At 61.0% G+C, this 22,299-nt stretch carries 11 protein-coding genes; 5 read left to right on the top strand and 6 right to left on the bottom strand.

The genetic code is table 11. The features are described 5' to 3' along the window. Positions 1-90 precede the first annotated feature (90 nt). Together KCN53_RS12090 and KCN53_RS12085 are read left to right on the top strand one after the other, a co-directional pair. Positions 91-3,624 carry a DEAD/DEAH box helicase gene (locus KCN53_RS12090; RefSeq protein WP_088712213.1) on the top strand — a complete coding sequence of 1,178 codons (3,534 nt, stop codon included), beginning with the start codon at positions 91-93 and terminating at the stop codon, positions 3,622-3,624. Beyond that, entirely contained in the window at positions 3,621-6,794 is a 3,174-nt protein-coding gene (locus tag KCN53_RS12085) for a sacsin N-terminal ATP-binding-like domain-containing protein (RefSeq protein WP_143712211.1), read from the top strand. The genes KCN53_RS12090 and KCN53_RS12085 overlap by 4 nt, the downstream gene beginning before the upstream one ends. Before the next feature lie 24 nt (positions 6,795-6,818). Here KCN53_RS12085 and KCN53_RS12080 read toward each other — a convergent pair whose 3' ends face one another. Together KCN53_RS12080 and KCN53_RS12075 are read right to left on the bottom strand one after the other, a co-directional pair. Then, on the bottom strand, positions 6,819-7,490 hold the full coding sequence (locus KCN53_RS12080) for a HEPN domain-containing protein (RefSeq protein ID WP_207790601.1): 672 nt from the start codon (positions 7,488-7,490) through the stop codon (positions 6,819-6,821). A gap of 20 nt (positions 7,491-7,510) precedes the next feature. Then, positions 7,511-8,494, bottom strand: a complete 984-nt coding sequence (locus tag KCN53_RS12075) for a helix-turn-helix transcriptional regulator (protein ID WP_088712215.1) — start codon at positions 8,492-8,494, stop codon at positions 7,511-7,513. 118 nt (positions 8,495-8,612) lie between these two features. Here KCN53_RS12075 and KCN53_RS12070 point away from each other — a divergent pair, with 118 nt between their 5' ends. The 3 genes from KCN53_RS12070 to KCN53_RS12060 are packed head-to-tail and all read left to right on the top strand — an operon-like array spanning position 8,613 to position 16,453. Then, on the top strand, positions 8,613-11,906 hold the full coding sequence (locus tag KCN53_RS12070) for a TM0106 family RecB-like putative nuclease (RefSeq protein ID WP_088712216.1): 3,294 nt from the start codon (positions 8,613-8,615) through the stop codon (positions 11,904-11,906). Beyond that, positions 11,907-15,137, top strand: a complete 3,231-nt coding sequence (locus KCN53_RS12065) for an AAA family ATPase (RefSeq protein ID WP_207790602.1) — start codon at positions 11,907-11,909, stop codon at positions 15,135-15,137. Continuing rightward, entirely contained in the window at positions 15,137-16,453 is a 1,317-nt protein-coding gene (locus tag KCN53_RS12060; protein WP_088712217.1) for an McrC family protein, read from the top strand. Before KCN53_RS12065 ends, KCN53_RS12060 begins: the two co-directional genes overlap by 1 nt. 36 nt (positions 16,454-16,489) lie before the next feature. Here KCN53_RS12060 and KCN53_RS12055 read toward each other — a convergent pair whose 3' ends face one another. The 4 genes from KCN53_RS12055 to KCN53_RS12040 form a co-directional block, all read right to left on the bottom strand. After that, positions 16,490-19,033 carry a S8 family peptidase gene (locus tag KCN53_RS12055; RefSeq protein ID WP_088712218.1) on the bottom strand — a complete coding sequence of 848 codons (2,544 nt, stop codon included), beginning with the start codon at positions 19,031-19,033 and terminating at the stop codon, positions 16,490-16,492. A 51-nt stretch (positions 19,034-19,084) separates the two neighbouring features. Beyond that, the gene (locus tag KCN53_RS12050) at positions 19,085-20,095 is read right to left on the bottom strand and encodes an AAA family ATPase (RefSeq protein WP_088712219.1); all 1,011 of its coding nucleotides are present in this window, start codon (positions 20,093-20,095) and stop codon (positions 19,085-19,087) included. Between the two features lie 401 nt (positions 20,096-20,496). Next, positions 20,497-21,426 (bottom strand): plasmid partitioning protein RepB C-terminal domain-containing protein, encoded by a 930-nt coding sequence (locus KCN53_RS12045; protein WP_088712220.1) that lies wholly within the window; start codon positions 21,424-21,426, stop codon positions 20,497-20,499. Continuing rightward, positions 21,419-22,288 carry a plasmid partitioning protein RepB C-terminal domain-containing protein gene (locus KCN53_RS12040; RefSeq protein WP_210319917.1) on the bottom strand — a complete coding sequence of 290 codons (870 nt, stop codon included), beginning with the start codon at positions 22,286-22,288 and terminating at the stop codon, positions 21,419-21,421. The genes KCN53_RS12045 and KCN53_RS12040 overlap by 8 nt, the downstream gene beginning before the upstream one ends. Between the last annotated feature and the right edge of the window lie 11 nt (positions 22,289-22,299).

Here is a 22,299-nt window from a genome sequence, read left to right as displayed (position 1 = left end):
GTCGCTACACGTAATTGGGAAGATGGATTGTAAGAAAACTGTTTTATTGGGGGGTATCTTGAATATTCGTGTTTTGGTCGACGGATTGAAATGATCGACCTTCTTAAGGAAGCGACCTATGAGATCGCTGCGTTCCTCGGTGAGCATCTGCCAAGGCTCTCTGCCGATTGGTGGCGTGGCCACGTCGTTGATCGGTTAAGCTTCCAGCAGCAACGAATGGCCTTAGAGCGCGGCATCGCTTCGCTGGAGCAGTTGGACCTTGCTGCGCTGCTGCGCGTGATGGATCAGAATTGGTACGAGCTTTCCGAATTACGCCAGTGGCCGCGAGAAGGTCGTAACTGGATCAAGGAGCTTCAAACGATCCGGAACAAATGGGCGCACCTCACCACCGTAGAACCTGCTTTCGATGAAATATATCGTGACGCAGACACGCTCGGGCGTCTGCTTACATTGATCGGAGCGCGAGCCGAAACGCTCGAGAGCGTGGCGGCCGAAAAGCGGCGTGCGCTGGTGAATATGGCCCCTGCTAATGCGGCCGCGCCGTCGCTTCCTGAAACATTGGCAGGCTCCACGACCGCGTTTAGGGCAGGAGATATCGTGGCGCTGCGTGCCGACCCCGCAAAGCTCCTGCCCGTGGTAGAAGTGCTGCCCGGGGGCGGTGAATGCCGTTATCATGTCTTCGAGAACGGTACGAAAGCGCTCTACTATGAAAGCCAGCTGCAGCCTCTGGCAGCGGCGCCAGGTGACGAGACCTTGCTCGAGGCAGATGAGTTACGAGCGCACCTGACGAGTCTTCAGATCCTTTCTCCATCCACGGCCAACTTGTTTTCGTTGCGCTCCGGGCGCGTACAGTTCGTGCCTTACCAGTACCGTCCCGTCCTGAAGCTGATTCGGGCTGACCGGCCACGCATTCTCATCGCCGACGAAGTCGGTGTGGGGAAAACCATCGAAGCCGGCTTGATCGTCAAGGAACTGCGAGCGCGGATGGACATCTCATCGGTGCTGGTGATCTGCCCAAAGGCGCTGGTTGCCGAGCGCAAGTGGTACAACGAGATGAAGCGCTTCGACGAGAGCTTCTCGGCACTTAACGGCGCCCTCCTGCGCCATTGCCTCAAGGAAGCCGAACTCGAGGGCGAATGGCCGGAACAGTATGCGAAAGCGATCCTGCCGTTTTCGCTGTTCGATTCCGATCTGGTGCTGGGTGCGAGTACCGGACGCCGAAAGGATCAGGGCTTGCTGGGGCTTGATCCCCCGCCGAAATTCGATCTCGTCATCGTCGATGAAGCCCATCACATCCGGAATCCGGAAACGTACCTGCATCAGGGTATTCGATATTTCTGTGACAATGCCCAGGCCGTCGTGTTGATGACGGCCACTCCGGTTCAGCTTGGCAGTAAAGATCTCTATACGCTTCTAAACGTCCTTCGCCCCGATCTTGTCATTGATCCCCCTAGCTTCCAGCAGATGGCGGAGCCGAACGGGTTCATCAATGAGGCCGTGAAGCATTGTCGCGTGGCTGCCCCCGATTGGCAGGAAGCGGCGCGGGCCTGCCTTGATGGCGTCGCGCGGACCGACTGGGGGCGCCTCTTTATTCGTGAGACACCGGAATTTCAGGACATATACGATCGCCTTGGTTCAGGGGCGTTGAGCGATGATGAACGCATCCGGGCCATCTATAGCATCGAACAGATGTATACGTTCAGCAGCCTGATCAATCGGACGCGCAGGCGCGACATCGGAGAGTTTACGAGCCGGAAACCGGAGACGCTCACGGTCGAATTTACGTCTGCCCAACAACAGCTGCATGATGATCTTCTCGCGGTCATTGCCAGAATTCTGGGATATGCACACGGTCAGCAGAACGTCGCGTTCATGATGACAACCATTCGGCGTCAGGCGGCCAGCTGCCTTTATGGCCTCGCGCCACTGCTCACGGACATGCTCAACGGAAAGCTCGACCAACTCGAGCTGATGGAAGCGAGTGACAGCGACGGCAACAGTGACCTGCGCTTTGTGGAGCAGATCAGGCCTGATATCGAGGCGGTGCTTGCGCAGGCCGAAGTGCTTGATGAGGATGACCCCAAGGCCGACGCTTTCCTGAAAATTCTGAAGGATAAGAGCGCTCGCGAGAACAACAAGGTCCTCGTGTTCAGTACATTCAGGCACACGCTGCGCTATCTGCAGCAGCGCACTGCTGACACAGGACTACGCGTGGGCCTCGTGCATGGCGACGTACCGGACGATGAGCGCGCCGAACTGCGGCGCCGCTTTGCGTTGCCAAAGGCTGACGGCGATGCGCTCGATGTGCTGCTCTCCTCGGAAGTTGGCTGCGAGGGTCTCGACTTCCAGTTCTGCGATTTTCTCGTGAACTACGATTTGCCTTGGAACCCGATGCGCATCGAGCAGCGGATCGGACGTATCGATCGCTATGGCCAGGAAAGTGAGACCGTAGCCATCGTGAACTTCGTGACTCCTGGCACAGTCGACGCTGACATCTATGATCGTTGTCTGTGGCGAATAGGGGTGTTTCACCACGCGGTGGGTGGCAGTGAAGAAATTCTGGGCGCCGTCACAAAAGAACTGCACGACATCGCCGAAAGCTTCACTCTGACGCCAGAAGAGCGGGCTGCACGGCTGCAGCAGCTGGCGGACAATGGCATTCGCCAGATTCAGGAAGAGCAGGAACTGGAAGCTCGCCAGGCGGAGTTGTTCGGCCTCAATGTTCCAAAGCAGTCGTGGAAGGACGAGATAGATGCCGCAGAATCCTTTTGGCTGTCGCCGCATTCGATAGAGGCTTGCGTTAGTACCTACTTGGCCAAACGCCTTGGTACGGACACAGAGCATCTGCTCGGCGAAAAAAAGCTGAGGACGCTCCGTGTCAATCAATCCGCCCGTGCGTCACTGCTCGACGACTTCCGCCGCTTGCCGAAGTCGAGCGAGCCCGTAGCGCGTGAATGGGAAAAATGGCTTAGGGGAACACAGTCCACGATTCCGGTGACGTCTGATCAACAGACCGCCGCCGAGAATCCGAAATCGCTGCACCTCACCGTCGTGCATCCTCTCGTTCGGCAAGCTGCATACGCTTTGGAGGTAGCTGATGCACAGGCCTGCGCAGTAACCGTCGAATCCGCCGATTTGGACCCCGGAAGTTATCCCTTTGCGATCTATCGCTGGTCCATGCATGGCGTAAAGCCGGACCGGATGTTGATACCCGTGGCACTGAGTCCCGCACTTGAATCCGCGTTGCTAGACGCTTTGCCCGAAGCACGGACAGCGGATGGCGGTGGTTCCCTTGGTCCCACCGACAAAGATGCTCTTGATGCACGACATCACGCGAAATGGGCCGAGGCGCAGGCACTCCATATCGCTAACAATGAGCAGCTAGTCGCGTTGCGCATCCAAAGTCTGACCGTCAGCAATCGCGCCCGTTGCAAGGCTATCGAGGACCAACTCGCGCGAGCGACCAACAGCAAAATTCGCTTGATGAAGGAAAGTGAATTGGCCCGAGCACAGGCGGATTTCGAGCGGCGTATGAACGATTTGAAGCGTGCGGCCGCTACCGGTGACATTCGGGTTTCTCCGGTAGTCGTAGGCACGGTCACCATCACGAGGCCGTCTGCATGAGTTCCTTCTTGCAAACCTTAATGGAGCAACGGCGCAAGTTTCTCGACGGACTTGATGCCAATGAGGACGATATCAACCTCGATATCTTCGAAGATTTCTATCCTGACCAGGCTCACTTCGTCTTCGAATTGCTTCAGAATGCGGAGGATACGGGCGCAACGGAAGCCGCCTTTAAGCTAACGCGTAATGGCTGCTGGTTTGAACACAACGGGAAAAGGACCTTCACTGAAGCGGACGTACGCGCGATTACCGGCATTCACAACAGCACGAAAACGAAATCGTCGGACCAGATTGGAAAATTTGGCGTCGGCTTCAAGTCCGTATTCGTCTACACGCAGACACCAACCATTTATGCTGCCGATTTCTCATTCAAGATCGTAAAATACGTCATGCCGGAGCCGGTTGTCGGCGATGCGGACATTGGTAGCCGAACGCGATTCTGGCTGCCGTTCAATAACGCGAAGAAAACACCAGCCGCCGCCTATGAGGAGATCGCTGCAGGCCTCAACGAGCTTGCCGAAACAACTCTTCTATTTCTGCCGAACATCGAATCGATTCGATGGGAGGTCGAGGACACACTTGTGGGCGAAATCCTTCGAATTGCTCATACGCCCATTCATGTCGAGGTGCTCAAGCAGATCGGCGGCGAAACGACGACGAGCTCCCACTTCTTGAAATTCGATCAGGCGGTGGCGGCACTGGAAAAGCAGCGGGTCGCCATCGCTTTCGCTTTGGATTTTCTTCCCAATGTAAAGGCATTTACCCCAGAAAAGCCGCTCTCACAGCAGTTGAAGATCGTGCCTGTGCCAGGAAAGGTCTGCGTGTTCTTCCCTGCGCACAAAGAGGTGTCCGGGCTGAGGTTTCATCTGCATGCACCATTTGTTCCTGAATTGAGTCGAGCCAGCATCAAGGCCACTCCCGCGAACAACCCGCTGTACGATCAACTTGCTGAACTTTCGGCTTCGGCGCTTCACGAAATACGAGATCAAGATCTTCTGACGACCGAATTCCTAGGGGTTTTGCCTAATCCTCAAGATCAACTGGGGGAGGGGTATGGTTACGGTCTAATTCGGGATGCAATCTGCGGAGCGATGAAGACGGAGCCGCTGTTTCCGACCTATGGCAAAGGGCATGCACCTGCTGACAATCTCGTGCAGGCGAAGGCGTCGCTTAAGGACCTCCTGAATGAGGACGACCTCGAATATCTGGTCGATTATGAGACCGATCCGCCCCTTTGGGCCGCCAGTCGAGCATTGCAGGGGACCAATGTTGAGCGCTTCATGACCGGCCTCGAGATTCGCGATTGGGATATCGAAGCCTTTGTCGATTGCCTCGATGAAAATGCTGATAAGAACAATTGGGGCGGCGTCGACGAAGAGTTCATGGCATGGCTTGGGCGGAAGAGCGTCGAGTGGCATCAGCAGTTTTATTCGCTTCTCGATCGGGAAAGTGAAGCGAAAGACGAAATTTACCGCTTGAAGCGCTGCCAGATCGTTCGTCTTGCAGATGGCGGCTATGCCGTCGGTTCAGCGTGTCATTTCTTAGAGGAGCAACAGGCGCAAACTGACGGTCTCCATTATGTTGATCGCGCCGTGTACACTTCAGGCAAGAGCAAGGCACAGCAAGAAAGTGCGCGGCGCTTTCTTGAGACGGTCGGTGTGACGGCAGTCGGTGAGCGCCAATTGGTCGAAGCCGTCCTGAAGAGCAAGTATACTGGTGGACACCTCGCGCTCAACGAACGGACCTACCTTGCCGACCTCCGCCGCTTTATGAAGCTTCTCGATGAGGACGCTTCGGCTGCCTCGGTTCTCGCCAGCTATCCCCTTTTCGTAGGGAAGGAAAACAAGTGGCGGAAGGCCTCGGAAATCTACCTTGATGCGCCGTATCTCGACACGGGGTTCGCAGAGTATCTGGAGTTAGGAGGTGAAACTACTCAGTTATCCCCCCTTGCGGATTTCTATGCTTCACTGAAGATCGATACCGTGAAGATTACGCGGTTCGTTGAAAAGCTCGGCGCCCGTACAAAGCTCGCGGTAACGAAGGCCAACTGTAGCAAGAACCCAGAATGGAAATGGCTGAGTTCGGTCTCCGGCGAGCGATACACCAACCCAATTGACCAAGACTTTGTCCTCAGAGGCTTTAATCGTCTGGCGGCAAAAAAATCTGAAAAGCTTGCCAGGCTCGTTTGGGAAACGATGCGCACGCTGGCAGGCACCAGCAACGATGAAATCTCGAGACAGAACCCGTTGTGGGCGGTGTATCGAAAGAACGTGGCGGGTGGTGCACACAAAGCGCGTTCGCAACTGGTGCACCAGCTGCGCCAAGAGGCATGGATCCCGCAGAAGGGAGGCCAGTTCGTAAAGCCTGCCCAAGCTCGAGCGGAGCTTCTTCCTGAGGGTTTTACGTTTGATGCCGGCTGGCCGTGGATCAAGGCTATTGAATTCGGCAAGAGCATTGAGCTTCAGAACCAGAAGGCTCTTCAGGAAGCCGCTGCTGCCAATGAGCGCAAGCGCAGAGATCAGGAGGCGGCCAAAGCACTCGGCTTTGCCGACGCCGATACCGCGCGGAAATTCGCGACGATGCCCGTAGAAGAACAAGCGCGGATCCTTGCGGAGTACGAGCGTCGTGCGAGTGTTGTTCTTCCGGAGCATGAACCGGGAAACCCAGTACGCCGACGTGAACGTGTGCTCGCTCGCTCATCGGATGCGCCGGTGCGTCGTACAGAGGAGCGAACCCGGTCGGTGTCGGTTGGACGCGATGAGGTGAAGGATGAGGCCAAGCAGTATCTGCGGCAGCAGTACACCAATGCGGATGCCGACCAAATTTGCCAAGTCTGCAAGGATGTTCTGCCGTTCAAACGTGACGATGGGTCGTACTATTTCGAAGCAGTGGAACTGCTACCCGAATTGAAGCGGCATCACGACCAGAATTATCTGTGCCTCTGTCCCAACCACGCGGCCATGTTCAGGCATGCAAACGGCTCACGTGAGGTATTGAGAGACGGTATTGCCGGGCAAACAACAAACGAACTAGGCGTGGTGCTCGCACAAATCGACGAGACGATCTATTTCACGAAAACCCATCTTGCTGACTTGCAGGCAATTATCGAAGCCGATCAACATCCAGAAGTGGATGAGGTGCTGCGTCAGCAGGATACTGTGGCCAAATAGGCTCTTCTGCCCTCGGCCTCGGAGTCAGGGAACAACGGGGTAGAAGGGCTTGCCCCAGTCCTTGTCGGGATTGTCCATCATCAGGTCGGTGAAGACCGGCATCAGGAAGCCGAGGATCGCGGCGCCATCGCGGACCTGAGTTCGGTTGATGCCGCTGTTCCAGGTCGAGCCGCCATGAACGAGCTGGTTGCGCAGCACGTATAGCCGGTCGAACACGAAGCTGAGCACGCGCTTGGTATCACCGCTCTGGATGGCCTGCGCGAAGGCCCGCGAGGAGGCTTTGAAACGCTCCTCCCAATCCTCATAGCCGGCAATCCCGTTATGGTGCTGCCAGAACGGATTGAAGACGTAGCGGTTCTCCATCAGCAGCCGCACCGGCCCCGAAAAGCGCTGCCAGATCGCCCCATAGATGCGGCGCTGCTCGTCGAGCGCGATCAACTTGCCAAAGAAGTCCGCGAAGGCAGCGCGTTCGCCCGGCTGGATAGTCTGGAATTCGCCCTCGTCGGCATAAGCGGCGTTGAACGCGATCCATAGGAAGATGAATTTTGCGTCGTCGTCGGTTCCGCAGGCCTCGGCGCGGCCGATCCAGCTGATAGCGCGATGGACGCGCAGACCCATCGTTTCCGGAAAGCCGTCGCGGATCGCGCGCTGCTTGGTTTTCAGTTCTGCATGGGTGAGGCCCGTCTTTGTGGTCATTCCGCGTCGTTCCTGTTGCCTTATGGCAGGGCGCCAAAATCGCTCCTGCGGTAATTTTCGACCAGCGTGCGCAGCCCCTCGGGCGCGATAACCTCAACCGCATCGCCCCATTGATAGAGATGCCACGCCATCTCGAGCCAGCCCGCCGCATGAAAGCGCACGATGAGCCCGCCATCCTCTTGCACCTCAACGGTTTGCTTTGGGTGAAAACAGAACTCGGCCGCCCTTGCTGCGGCATGTGGCGCAAACCGCCAGATGACTTCGTCATATTGCGCCGGGTCCTGGTAGACGCCGAAGGATTGCGCCGCATAGTCCTCCAGCGAAAAGCCGGGCATTAGGCTGAAGCTCTCATCGAGGGTCTGGGCGCTGAGGATCTGATCCATCCGGAAGTTCAGCATGTCTTCGCCGCGCGCCGGCTGGCGCGCCACCAGATAGCTGCGATGCCCCAGCAGGAGCCCGTGCGGCTCGATGATCCGTTCAGGTGCATCCTCGTCCCGGTAGCGCAGCCGCAGACGAAACGGGCCGCGCAGTCCCTCGATCACGGCATCGAGCACCGTCGGCGCCAGATTGACGCGCGGACCGGGGCGTGTCACCGAGCCCATTGCCAGCAGGACCGCCTCGACGTCGGCTTCGGTGCGCAGCGCATCCTTTGGTGTCAGCCGTGCCAGCAATCCGTCGCGCAGGTCTTCAAGGGCCGCCGCGTGGCGTAGCCGGCCATCGCCGCGCGCCGTTCGGCCGGCGATCTCCAGCGCTTCGACGGCCGTTTCCTGGCGTGTCTGAAGCCGGTCGAGCATGGGGTCGGCAACACGCCAGCGCCGCCGGCGGTCGTCTCCATCCACCGCTTCGACATTGGTGAACACGGTTTCCAGCGCATCGGTCATGCGCTGCGCCGTGCGATGCGAAACGCCGAATTCCTCGCAGATCTCGTCGAGGCCGATCCCCGTCCGCCGCGTGGCGGCCAGACGCGCCAGCCTGATCAGGTCCTGAGCCTTGGCGAACGACATGATCCAAATCCTGGTCAAAGACTATGTCAGATATTGACACCCACGCACGCTATGGCTGAACGTGCAATCTGTCGAGATGCAAGTCTTGTTGGAGATTGCGTTCGACGAGGGGGCAGCAATGCGAACTATTGAGGGGGATCGGATACTCTTGTCCGCATCGGATCTGATGCGGTTCATGGGCTGCGCTCACGCGACCGCGCTCGATCTCACCTATATGCGTGGCGAGGGGCCAGTTCCGCGCGAAGATACCGAGGATGCGGCGCTGCTCCAGAAGCAGGGCGATGCCCACGAGGCGGCTCACCTGGCCAAGCTCAAGGCATCGGATGTGTCGGTGATCGAGATCGACCGGTCCGACCTTGCCGAAAATGCGCAGGCAACCCGGGCGGCTTTGGCAAGCGGTCCGCAGATCGTCTTTCAGGGGGCGCTGCTGGGCGACAATTGGGGCGGTTGGTCGGACTTTCTCGAGCGCGTCGAGCGCCCGTCCGATCTCGGCCCCTTCAGCTACGAAGTCACCGACACCAAGCTCAAGCGGCGGCCCCATCCCAAACATGTGCTGCAACTGGTGCTCTACTCGGATTTGCTGACGGAAATTCAGGGCGTCGCCCCTGAATTTGCCCATGTCGAACTCGGCGATGGCAGCCGGGCGCAGCTACGGCTCGCGGACTATCAGGCCTATGCGCGCATGGCGCGTCAGCGGCTCGAGGCTTTCCTGGAAAACCCGGCGCCGACCCGGCCGATCCCCTGTGCCGATTGTGGGCTTTGCCGCTGGGGCGATCACTGCGAAAGCCAGTGGCAGGCTGAGGACAGCCTGTTCAACGTCGCCAACATTACCCGGACCCAGGTCAAGAAGCTCGAGGCGGCTGGCATCACCACCATGGAGCGGCTGGCCGGTCTCGATCATCCCATCCGCGGCATGGCCGAGACCACCCGGGCGCGGCTGGTGACACAGGCGCGCCTGCAGCACGCCCGCAAGACAGGGGCGCCGGCCTTCGAGTTGCGCGAGGCCGAATCCGGCAAGGGCTTTGATCTTTTGCCCGCGCCGCAGCCGGGCGATCTCTTCTACGATATCGAGGGCGATCCGCACTACGAAGGCGGCCTCGAATATCTCCACGGCGTCTGGTTCGATGGCCAGTTCAAGGCTTTCTGGGCGCATGATCACGGCGCCGAAGCGCGGGCTTTGGCGGACCTTCTGGAGTTTTTCCGGCAAAGGCTCGCAGCCTATCCCGAAGCGCGCATCTATCACTATGCGCCCTATGAGATCACCGCCTTGCGGCGGCTGACCGCCCAATATGGAATCGGTGAGGCCTTTCTCGATCGCCTGCTGCGCGAGCGGCGCTTTGTCGATCTTTTCGCGGTGGTGCGCGGCGCTCTCATCGGCTCGGAAGCCAATTATTCGATCAAGTCGATGGAAGCCTTCTATGGCCGGGTGCGCGAAGGTGAGGTCAAAACCGCCGGCGGTTCGGTCGTTGCCTATGAGCGCTGGCGCGAAACCGGCGAACAAACGATCCTCGACGAGATCGAAGACTATAACCGCATCGACTGTATCTCGACTGAGGAGCTGCGCGACTGGTTGGTGAGCATCCGTCCCGCCGCGCCCTGGCCGGTACTTGCGGTGGATGCCGGCGACAAGGAAGTCGAGGAGGACGCCGATACACAAGGCTTGCGCGCGAGGCTTGCCGCATCCGGTCTGCCGCAGGAGCGGCAAGACATGTTGTTCAACCTCGGCCTGTTCCACAAGCGCGAGGCCAAGCCGGCGCAATGGGCGGTTTTCGACAGCGCTGGCAAGGACGAGGACGAGCTGATCGACGATCTCGATGCACTGGCCGGTCTGGAAGCCATAGGTCCGGCAGAACCCGTCAAACGCTCGGTGCTGCGCCGCTATCGCTTTCCGCTTCAGGAGACCAAGCTGCGGGCCGGCCGCAAAGCGACGGTCCCGGTCATCGACGGGCCACCGGCCACTGTCAGCATCGAAGAGCTCGACCGCAGTGAGCGGATCATCGCGATCAAGGCGGGGGCGGCCAAGGCGCATCTTTTGACCGATCGCCTGACGCTCCACCCCGACTGGCCGCTCAATACGGATGTCATTGCCGCGGCCCTGCGCGATGTGATCGACGATCAATGCGGCGTGCGCCGACTGACGGCGCTCGATGATCTGCTGGCGCGCACGGCCCCGCGTCTGGTGACGGGACCGCGCGCCGATCTGCTTGATGGCGCCGATCCCTTGGCCGGCACGATCGCGGCGATCGCCGCCATGGATGGCACCGTGCTGCCGATCCAGGGGCCGCCGGGAACCGGCAAGACCTATGTCACCGCGCGGGCAATCCTTGCGCTGGTGCGCCAGGGGCACCGCGTTGGCGTGGCCTCGAACAGCCATGAGGCCATCCGCAATGTGCTGATGGGATGCCTTGCCGCGCAAGATGATGGTGACCCTGTCCCGGGCCTGTGCATCGGGCACAAGGTCAGCAGCGGCGAAGACGGTTATCCGGACAACTGCTTCGGCGTCATCCGCTCGACGGCCAATGACGATTCCTTATGGAGCCGCGCCCATGTGGTCGGCGGCACCGCCTTCTTTTTTGCCCGGTCGGAGCACGAGCAGGCCCTCGACTGGCTCTTCGTCGACGAAGCCGGGCAAGTGGGGCTGGCCAATATGGTCGCCATGGGGCGCTGCGCTCGCAACATCGTTTTGGTCGGCGATCCGCGGCAATTGCCGCAGGTCATCCAGGGCGCTCATCCCGATCCGGCCAACCTTTCCTGTCTCGAGTGGATGCTGGGCGAGCACGCCACCATCCCGCCCGATCGCGGCATCTTCCTGCCGGTCTCTCGCCGCATGCATCCCGATGTCTGCGGGTTTATTTCGCAGCAGGTCTATGAAGGCCGTCTCAACAGCGCGCCCGATACAGCCGTCCAGGCAGTCCGCGGGACGGGCTTTCCTGTAGCTGGCGCGTTCTGGGCGCCGGTCATCCATGAGGGCAATGCCCAGATCGCAGCCGAGGAAGTCGCTGCCATTGAGGCGGCGATCGACGATCTGCTCTCGGGAAGCTGGACCGACAAGGATGGGACAACGCGCGCCCTTGAGCCCGCCGATATCATCGTCGTTGCGCCCTATAATGCGCAGGTCAATGCCCTGCAGGACGCCTTGCCCGCTGGCATCCGTGTCGGCACGGTCGACAAGTTCCAGGGGCAGGAAGCACCCGTCTGCCTGGTGTCCATGACCGCCTCCTCGGTCGAGGAAACCCCGCGCGGCATGGATTTCCTGTTCTCGCTCAACCGCATCAATGTCGCTGTCTCGCGCGCCAAAAGCCTGGCGCTCGTCTTCGGCGCACCGCGGCTGCGCGAAGCAAAATGCAACACCGTTGAACAGATGCGCCTCGTCAACACGCTTTGCGCATTGCCTGAATTTGGAGACGTTTGAATGTGGGAGAATTTCGAGGCGCGCCTCGATGAAAATGAGCGCGAAGGCTCCATTCCCCTGCGCAGAGCGCTTTTCGACGTGTTGCGCAGCTCGGGGCTTCGTCCCGGCGCGGGTATCACCAAGAAGATGGTGTCGCTTGAATTTGGCGCTGGCGAGCGGCTCGTGTGGGAAATCCAGAATCCATCCAACGTCTTTCTGCACATAAAATGGCGCGATTCTGCCGAGGCGAATGGCTTTGCCACCGAGCTGCGCCCCTATCAGCGCGGCATGAAGGATGGCGGTCGGCATTCCGCCCTCAGCCGCGACTGGTCCTTTGGCGACGCTGACTGCTTTGTCGTGAGGATTGAAGACGCCGAAACCCTGCGCCGGCTGATCGCGGTGCTGTTGCAGTCCGGCGATGCGCTGGTGCTCAATCCGGCGGCGATTACGCGCTGGATCGAGCGGCTACGCCATTTCTTTCCCGCCTTCGACCGGTTCGACCCGCCCGATCCGCATTTCGATGAGGCGGAGCGGACTTACAAGCTGGCGATTGCCGCCGAGCTCAAGACGGCGATCGCGCAGGCTGGTTCCGACCAGGAACTGGCCGATGCCGTCAACACCGCGCTGGCCAAAAGCAATCTGCTGCAATGGCGCGCCTATTGGCCGATGTCGCCCAAAGGCGACGCCGATCGTGAGCAGCTCTGGCCGGCCCTGCGCGCGCTTGTCGACGCCGCGCTTGGCGCAGCCGCCGGTCACGCCTTGGCGCTGGAGGCCTTTGTTGACGCGTGGATTGCGGCCGTCCCGGACGGCAAGCCTGATCCGGCGCGCCAGATCGCCGAATTCCTGTTCCTCCATCTCGCCCCCGATGACGGCATCTATATCCGCCATTCGGTGCGCCAGGACCTTTGGCTGGAAGCGGTTGGCAGCCGCTTTCCCGATCATGCGTCGATGGCCGACGCCTATCGCGACGAATGGCGCTTCATGCAGGCCGTGCGCGTCGCTTTTGTGGATCGGGGTCTGGCGCCGCGCGACATGATCGACGTGCAAAGCGCGCTGTGGATCGTCCACAACTACAAGGAAGAAGACGCGGCGACCTTTTCGCGCGAAGCGATCGAGGCGGCGATGGACGCCTATGACAGCTACCGCCAGTTGGGCGAGCACGCCGCCATCTTCGAGGCCTTTGGTGAGCCGCGCGACTATTGGGTGCGCTCGACACGTGCGCGGCCGGGTCGCGTCTATCCGTCCAAGCCGATCGTCGGCTTCCTGCGCGGCAAGACGCAGCTCAATGGCGGGTGGGGACAGAAGGCCGATGCCGCCGCCCAACTCCACAATGCGGGTTACATCATCGTCGATGCCGATGACGCACCGGTCACCCCGCCCGAGCGCTACGAGCATCTGATCCGCGACGCAGATCGCATCCGGCTCTGCGCGCGAAACTACTATGTCGAACCGGCCCGTGAGAACAGCGCGGCAGACATTGCAATCCGCGCCGGTGACCTTGGCCGCGACATGGGGTTGCGGGACGCGTTCCCAGCGATTTGCAGCGCCCTCGGCGGCGAGAAATTTCAGGAGCTCGCCAACGTTCCCGCGCCCTCGCACACGCTGCCAAATCCCAGCAGTTCCACCGTCTTCACCTACCAGCTCGCCTCAGCCGAAGGGCACCAAACCATGACCTTTGAACCGATGACCGCGATGCCGGTGACCACCAATCTCATCCTTTACGGCCCGCCCGGGACCGGCAAGACCTATGCCACCGCCTGGGAGGCCGTGCGGCTTTGCCTGGGCGAAGCCGCGGCCGAACCCCTGCGCGATGACCGCGATGCCCTGATGGCCGAGTATCGCCGTCTGGCCGGCGAAGGCCGGATCGAATTCGTCACTTTTCACCAGTCCTTCGCTTACGAGGATTTTGTCGAGGGGCTGCGGCCGACGACAGGCGTCGAACAGGAAGGTGACGATGAGGGGGCCAGCACGTCGGGTGGCTTCAGTCTCAAGCCCCATGCCGGCGTGTTCAAGATCATCAGCGAGAGAGCACGGCTCGACACCGGCGATGCGCCGGCCAAGCGGCTCGATCGCTCGCGCCCGATCTACAAGATCGCACTCGGTCAGCGCGGCAGCCAGGAAGACCGAATCCGCGAAGGCCTCGATGGCGGGCTGATCCATCTCGGCTGGGGCGGCGATATCGACTGGTCCGACGAGCGCTTCGATGATTTCGAAGAAATCCGGAAAACGTGGAACGAGGAGAAGGATCCCGACGCATCCGGCAAGGACCCTAATATCGAGATGCTCTACGCTTTTCGCTCCGGCCTGCAGGTCGGCGACTATGTCGTCATCTCCGATGGCCGTGACAGCTATCGTGCCTTGGGCCGGGTGAGCGGCGAGTATTATTTCGATGCCGATGCCGATTTCCATCCGCATCGACGCAGCGTCGAATGGATCTGGCGCGATGATAATGGCGCCGTGCGCGCGCCATTCTACGCCCGCAATTTCCGCCGCCAGTCAGCCTATCGGCTCGATCCGGACCGGATCGACTGGGATGCGCTCGAAGCGGTGGTGATCGATCCCAATGCCGAGCGGCCAGTGGCCGGCGCACGGCCGCATGTCCTGATCATCGACGAGATCAACAGGGCCAATATCTCCAAGGTGTTCGGCGAGCTGATCACGCTGCTCGAAACCGACAAGCGGCTCGGCTGTGAAAACGAAGTCCGGGTGCGGCTTCCCTATTCGGGGACGAGTTTCGGCGTCCCGGCCAATCTGCACATCATCGGCACCATGAACACCGCGGACCGCTCGATCGCGCTGCTCGACACCGCTTTGCGCCGCCGCTTCACCTTCCGCGAGCTGATGCCCGATGTCGAGGAACTGCGGCAGGCGCTGGCGGCCAGGGGGCTCGATGCAGAAAATCTTGAGGGGATCGATCTGTGCAAGCTGCTGCACACAATCAACGAGCGGATCGAATATCTCTTCGATCGCGAACACCAGATCGGCCACGCCTATTTCACCGGTTGTCGTGACCGCGCCGATGTCGAAGATGTCATGCGCTATAAGGTCATCCCGCTCTTGACCGAGTATTTCTACGAGGATTGGTCGAAAGTCGCCGCAGTGCTCGGCGATGGCGACGGCACCAATGGCTCCCATTTCCTCGAAACACGGCGGCTGACGGCGCCGGCCGGCTTTGCCGACGATGAGCTGGGCGGCGACAAGCGGCGCTGGAGCGTCAAGGCGCGCTTCGACTTTTCAGAGTTTGCGGCCTGATGCCCGCCTATACGGTTCGGGAATGGGACAAGCTCGCCTATGGCGAAGGCGCAGGGCAGATTCCCGATGGCCATGCCGAGAAGCTGGCGGCGCTGGCAGCCCGCTCAGCCTTTGCCGGACGCGGCGGCAGCGGCGTGCTCGAACATGGTCGGCATGCCTTGCGCGCCCGCGGCGTGGTCGGAATTCTGGCAGCGGGCGATGCCAGCCTGGAGATCCTGCCCAAGATCGATGTGGCGCCCGGTGAAACAACCGATCACCAGAACGCGGCGATCCGCAAGCGCCTGGTGCACATGTTGGCGGTTGCGCTGGATTTGAAAATTGACCTGGGCGTCATCACCGATCTCGCCTGGCAGCGCGAAACCCTGCTCGAAATCCTGATCCGCATCTTTTGCGACAAGCTGACCGAAGCGCTGCGCAAGGGCATGCCGCGCCGCTATATCACCTGCGAAGACGATCTGCCGACCTTGCGCGGCCAGCTCGACATCACCCGCCAGTTCACCCGTCATGCGGTCAATCCATCGCGCCTTGCCTGCCGCTTCGATCTCCTGTCCGAAGACACGCCGCTTAACCGGATCATGAAAGCGGCCGTGCAGCGCCTGGCGCGCCTCTCGCGCCGGCCCGCCAACCAGCAGCGTCTGCGCGAGCTGGCCTTCGTCTATGCCGATATTACCGACGTACCGGTGTCCGCGCTGCGCTGGGATCAGGTTGTGATCGACCGCACCAACCGATCCTGGCAGGAGCTCTTCGCCATGGCCCGGCTCTTTTTGCAGGACCGCTACCAGACAACCACCGGCGGCGCCGGCCAGGGCACCGCCATGCTGTTCGAGATGAATGCGCTGTTCGAGGAATATGTCGGGCGCTTGATCGCCCGCGCCCTGGCAGGAACCGGGCTCACTGTTTCGTTGCAGGGCGGACGGCTGTTCTGTCTGAGCGCGCAGGACAGCGGACGCGCCCTGTTCCAGACCCGGCCCGATATCCTGATCCGCCGGGGCGGCAGGGTCATCCATGTCATCGACACCAAGTGGAAGCGGATATCGGCGCGGATCGATGATCCCAAGCAGGGCGTCTCGCAGGCCGATGTCTATCAGATGATGGCCTATGCCCAGCTCTATGACGCGCCGCGCCTCACGCTGCTCTATCCCCACCATCCCGGCCTCGGCGGCCAAGACACGGTTCATGGGCATTATGCGATTACCGGACACGCCACGATCCTGGAAACCGCGAGCATCGACGTGGCCAACAGCACCGACATGCTGGGGCGGCTTCGGCGCCTGATCCTGAGTGAAGAGCCGATGGACCTCGAACTGGTGGGGTGATTGCGCTGGCCAAATATCCGAAAACCAGTTTCGGTATCAGCCGAGCAGAACTTCAAGCTCCTTCGCTTCGACGAGCGTGTTGATCTCCGAATAGAGATCGACCCCCTGACCGGGCGCGGAAATGGAGATGACCAGCGAATAGCGGGCCTTGGCCTCAATCCGCTTCTGCCCGGCATGCGATTTCCACCAGCCTCCGACTGGAAAAATGGCGATGGCGTCATGCCCGGCCAGATCGATGGCACGGCCCCGCCACAAATCGCAATGCAGCGAGCCGGCCTGGATCGCCTTCGGTCCCAACAGCCAGCAACTGGTCTCGCTTTCGGTTTCGGTGCCGTCCTTCGCCTGACTCGCTGAGATCCGGCTGCGGAAACGGGCCTTGCTCTCCAGACGCTTTTTCATGTCGAAGCGAAGACCGAAGGAGCGATAGGTGTCGGGGCGTGTCGCCGCCTTGCCGGTGAGGTTCGGCTCGATGAAATAGGACAGCGTGACCTTCATCGTGACGATTTCATTTTCCAGCTGCTCCAATGCCGCTTTCGGCCAGGGCAGGTCGTAGAAATGCATCTCGTTGAAGACGCCGGTTCGCCCATCGGCGCCGATGGCGAAGGGCTGAATTTCGGCTTGAGCGACCAACGTCGCGTCATTGCGGGCCGACAGGATCGCGCGGCCAATATCTGGCACGCCATATCCGAATTCGCGCAGATGCTGCTGCTTTTCAGCTTTCGAGCCGGTTTTCCAATGCGCGCCCCGGCCAATGAAATTCTTACGGATCGGCTCGGGCCAGTGCGCCGAATCCACAGTGAGCGCACGATGCGTTTCAGGCCAGAGGTCAGGCAGGGCGGATTGCAACTGTCCGATGAAATTGCCAGCCAGACCGGCAGCGGCGCTGGTTGCCCAGAACGGGACCAAGGGTGCGGCGGCAATATCAGAGCCTGCAGAGAGCAGCGAAACCGCCGGATCCCAGCCACAAAAGCCGGCGGCGTCCGACATCATGTTGCCTGCCTCGAACAATACCTCGGGTTTGATGGGCGTGAGATCGTCGGGAAGTGATTGCGAGCCGCGGCTGAAGGGACTGCGATGGTTTGCCGGTACGGCCGCATTCAGCACAGGCGGCGGCGCTGGCGGTTGTTCCTTGCGGGTAAAGCCGCCAATGGTCAGAACATTCCAGCTTTGCGAGGGATCTTCCAGCGGCTGTGAGGGAAGAACGTCGATGGCCATACCCCCGGATACATTGCCGGTTGCGACAACCACCAGGCGCTTCGGACGTTCTGACGCAGGACCATTCTCGTCACCCTCGCCGGGCATTGCTCCGGCGGCGACCTGATCGAGGGCACCGCTCCAGGTCGAAGGGCGGCTGGGCGGAAAATCGGTCGCGGAGTTCGCGATACAAAAACTGCGGAGCTTGTCCGGCTGTTCGATCTCCACCGCGCTGACGGCGCCTTGTGTAACGACGCCGTAACTGGGCGGCTTGGTCGGCGGGAAACCATGCGGCGGCAACAGCTTCATGGATTCTGCACCATGGGTCAGTGTCACCGCGCGCGCATCGTTCATGAGCGGCTCGAGATCGCCATAAAGAACAAGCCCGGCCAGTGGCGTACCGTGACCGCCATGGGGCTCGTGGTCATCGACACCCCATTCGGCGTCGTAAGCCCACGCGCCGCGAAGGCCGGGGGCGATCAATGGATGGGTAGCGGCAACACCGGTATCGAGCGTGCAGACCACCGGCGCGTCCTGTGATGGCGCCGTGACCCGCTGCGCCAGCTCCGCGACCCAATCATGTTGACCGACCCCAGCGTCACCGCGATCGAGAAACGGTTCGATCGTTCCCGTCGCCCGGCGGATCTCGGAAATTGCGCCCGGCACGCGCATCGCAAACATCGCAACCGTTGCGGCAGCGCCATGAAGAAACAGAACGGTCGTATCGGGAAAGATCAGGCGGTCGTCGTGAACGTCGATACCGGCGTTGCGCGCCGCCTGAACCAGGCGATCCGCCAGGACGACCGGCTGGCGGACCCATAATTCCCACCATACGAGGTCCGGTGCGGCCAGGTCCACATCGCCGGTGAACAGCGATGCCGTATCGAGTGTGCGGACTTCTTCAACGACCTCGAAGCGGTCGACATCGGGCCGTCGCTGGTTGCCCGGGTCTCGCCCATAGTCGCTGATGCGGCCGCGCAGGAACATGCGTGCATCGTCCGGCACAAAGAGCAGAGCACTTTCGGTGCGATCCTCATTTCGCTCCGAGCGCAGCACCACCACGTCTTGCGTGGGAAATTCGAGTGCGGTCGGAACTTTGACGGCCTTGGTGCGGGAGGTTTCGGCCGGCGGCAAAGTCGCGATCTCGACGATCGTACCGGGTTTCAGGCCCTGGAGGCTGATCCGTGCGTCGTCCCCGGGTAGGGGAAGATCGCCGAGCGCTACCGCAAGTTGGTCGAGAAGCCGGGCTGCGTGCGCCGCATAGTCGTCGCGAAGCGGTTTACGTTCCTGATTGCGTGGTGGACGTTCGTAAGCTGCCGTTTCACGGAAAGCGTCGATGGGAATATGCGGACGGTCTCTCGTATCGAAATTGTCTGGCTCCGCCATAAAATCCTGCTCGTTCGTTCGCGTTCCAGTCTATCCGTTGGCGGAGCCTGCCTAACGGCTGGATTGACGACGGAACTTGCCCCTCAATGTCTGCCGGTTTTCCAAGGCATCTCGCAGTGCCTTTGGTGAAACCTTCGACGCCCCCTCCAAAATGGCATCCTTGACGACCGCATCGGCCGCCCGAACCAATTCGCCCTGGCTGAGGCCGCCCAGCGCGTTTTCGAGCGCGCCCCATTCCTTCGCCGCGAATTTGAACTTACCCAGGCGCCGTTCGATAATGGCCCGCGCCGAGACGGTGTCCGGCAGCGTGTACTCGATCACCTCATCGAAGCGGCGCGCCAGAGCCTCGTCCAGAATCTCAACATGATTGGTCGCCGCCAGGACAAGGCTGTCGGTCGAGTTGGGCTCTTCCATGAAGGCCAGAACCGAGTTGAGCACGCGGCGGATTTCACCAACATCGTTCGGATCGCCCCGGCGCGCGCCGATCGCATCGAATTCGTCGAGTAGATAGACGCCGCGCGTCTGTGCGATCTGATCGAACAGAAGGCGCATCTTGCCCGCGGTTTCGCCGAAAAAGCGGCTGAACAGGGCTTCAAGGCGCACGGTGAAGAGAGGCAGTCGCAATTCGCCCGCCAGGGCCGAGGCGGTCATCGTTTTGCCGGTCCCGGGCGGGCCGACCAGAAGCATATGCGTCGTCGGGGTCTGGCCGTGCTCGCGCAGGGTCACACGTTCCTGCTGCTGACGAACGATCCGCTCAAGCCGCTTGGCGAGATCATCAGACAGCACCATGCTCGACAGCGTAACCTTGGGATAGGCGCTCTCGACCAAGCCCTGCAATTCACCCCGAGGACGCGCCAGCGGGATGGGTGTCTGACCGCCAGCAGGAGAGCCTGTGCGGCGTTGATCGCGCGCCTTTTGAACAAGGCGCTTGAGCTTGTCGGCGTCTTCGGCCCGGCCCTGACGGGCTTCCTGAGCCGCGATCTGCAAGGCGATCGACAGGAGCTGATCTTCATCGCCGTCGATGTGCGAATTCAGGAGCGCGAGTATTTGCTTCGTCGACATGCTCGCCTCCTTTCTCTTGAACGGCCGCGCTAGACTATATTTGCCTCAGATCTTCTTAAGACCGATCATCTGGTTCGCGGGACGTTATCTCAGCAGGGTGAAGAATGCCACTTTTTTGCGGGCATCGTCCAAGTTCACGTCGCCAGCCGCACCGGCATGCAGCCAAAAGCCGAACGCTCTGGAATCGATGGAAATCGGCGTGCCGGATGGCGTCTCCGGCACGCCGATCTGTGGTGCGGAAGCTGGTGGAGCTTCCGCGGGACGGCTGGACCTGATGGCGGCCAGCCTGGTGGGCTTCCTGCGGGTTCGCCGCCATTCCCACCACCATGCTCGATCCGCCCCAGCGTGCGGCGTCTCCCATGGTCCCCGCGCTTATCGGGTCCGGGTCCCCATTGGCTGGCTCAGGCGTCCTGCTCGGCGATCGGTGCCAGCGTGTCGATCTCGGCAATCTTTTCGAATTCGCCGAGATATTCCTGGCGGTGGCTGGCGAGCCAGCGCGCCACCCGGCCATTGGCCAGGAGCTTGGCGATATAGCCGCGTGCCACCGTCAGATGCAGATTGTCGATGCCATAGGTTTCCTCGACCGATTTGACCTGTGTCTGCAGCGCCGCCAGCTCGCGCTCCATGCGCGCAATCTGCTGGCCGGACGGCGTCGGTATGCCGGCGCCTTTACCTTTCTTGGCTGTCGCCAGCTGATTGTCCGGGGTCGCCGCGCGAAGGGCGCGGGCGAACATGATCGAAAAATTGTTCTGTCCGATCATCAGGTCCGCCGCCTCGATCTGCCGCACCGCCGACATCTGCCGCAAAATGTCGAACACCTTCATCGAGCAGGGCGTGTCTTTCAGCATCTCGGCCGCTTCGGGGCTGATGCCCTCGAGCAGGCGAAAGCGCCGGATGACCGATTCCACCTGCAGGTTGAGCGCCTCGGCAATATCGGTCGCCGCCACCCCGCGATCCATGGCCCGGGCGATCATTCGGTGCTCCTGGATCGGCGGTATCCGGTTGACCCGCTTGTTATAGGTATAGGTGTCGTCATCAGTGGCGACCAGGCATTCGACCTGTTCGATACCAAGCTCTTTCAGCGCTTCGATCCGCAAATGCCCATCGAGCAGGAAGTAGGATCCGGTCTTGGCCGTATCGGCCATGACCGCCGGGGCTTCGATCAGTCCGACCGCCTTGATCGAGGAAAGCACCTGCGCGAAGGTTCGGCCTTCGCGCGCGCCGTCGGGCAGCGTCTTGAGCGGCACGATGCTTGCAACGGGTATGGTCACGAACTGGCTTTCGAACGCCTGATGGATGCGCTCTCCAGGATCGTCGATCCGTTCAGCCATCGTGCTCTCCCGCAATCCGCATCGCCAGCGCGCGCGGCATCGTCGCCAGGCCTTCGGCTCTGAGCAGGTTAAGGAAGCTTTCGTCGGTGAGCAGGTCTTTGAGCGCCTCGACAATGAACAAGAGCCGCGTCTGCGTGAAATCGGACTTCTTGACCAGGAGCCGCTGCTTTTCCGCCTCGCGCTGATAGACCTGCATGAGATCGTTGGCGGTCATCCGCCTGCCGCTGCCCTTGCGGCCCAGTCGCCCCGAAGGCAGGCCCTTGCCCTGCGCACGCATGCGCATGTCGAGCATACGCCGCGCTGCCGCCAGCTTCTTGCCTCTGAGCTTGCCGGTCTCATAGGCGTCGAGGAGCAGGGTCTGGGCTTCCTCGCTCTCGGCCTTGGAAATCTCCATCGCCAGCGTGATCGGGATAACGCCGGTTTCGACCGCGGCGACCAGACGCTCCTCGCCGCGTTCGAGCAGCGAAGCGATCATGTTGACCCAGGACGCGCCGACCCCGAGTTTTTCGCCAATCGCCGTGTCGTTATAGCCCCGTGCGCGCAAGGCGCCGATCTCGCGCATGATGTCGATCGGACGCGGCGTGCGGCGGGCAATGTTTTCCACCAGGCTCATCACCAGGCACTGGCTCTCGCTGGCCTCGATCACCACCGCCGGGATCTCGCTCTGACCGAGCATCTGGAACGCTTCGAGCCTGCCTTCGCCGCAGACCAGATCATAACGCGCACCGCCCGGACCGTTATGGCGCGCCACCGTGATCGGGCGCTTGAGCCCGATGGCCTCGATATTGTTGACGATCTCGCGGTGCTGGCGCTTGTTGCGCGCCCGCGAGTTGAGCACCGTGATCCGCGAAATCGGGATCATTTCGACACCGC

It is taken from the genome of Pacificimonas aurantium (genome assembly GCF_020092905.1).
GTDB classification, from domain to species: Bacteria; Pseudomonadota; Alphaproteobacteria; order Sphingomonadales; family Sphingomonadaceae; genus Pacificimonas; species Pacificimonas aurantium.
The sequence above is the reverse complement of the archived record's forward strand: the minus strand, read 5'-3'. Positions and strand labels throughout refer to the sequence as shown.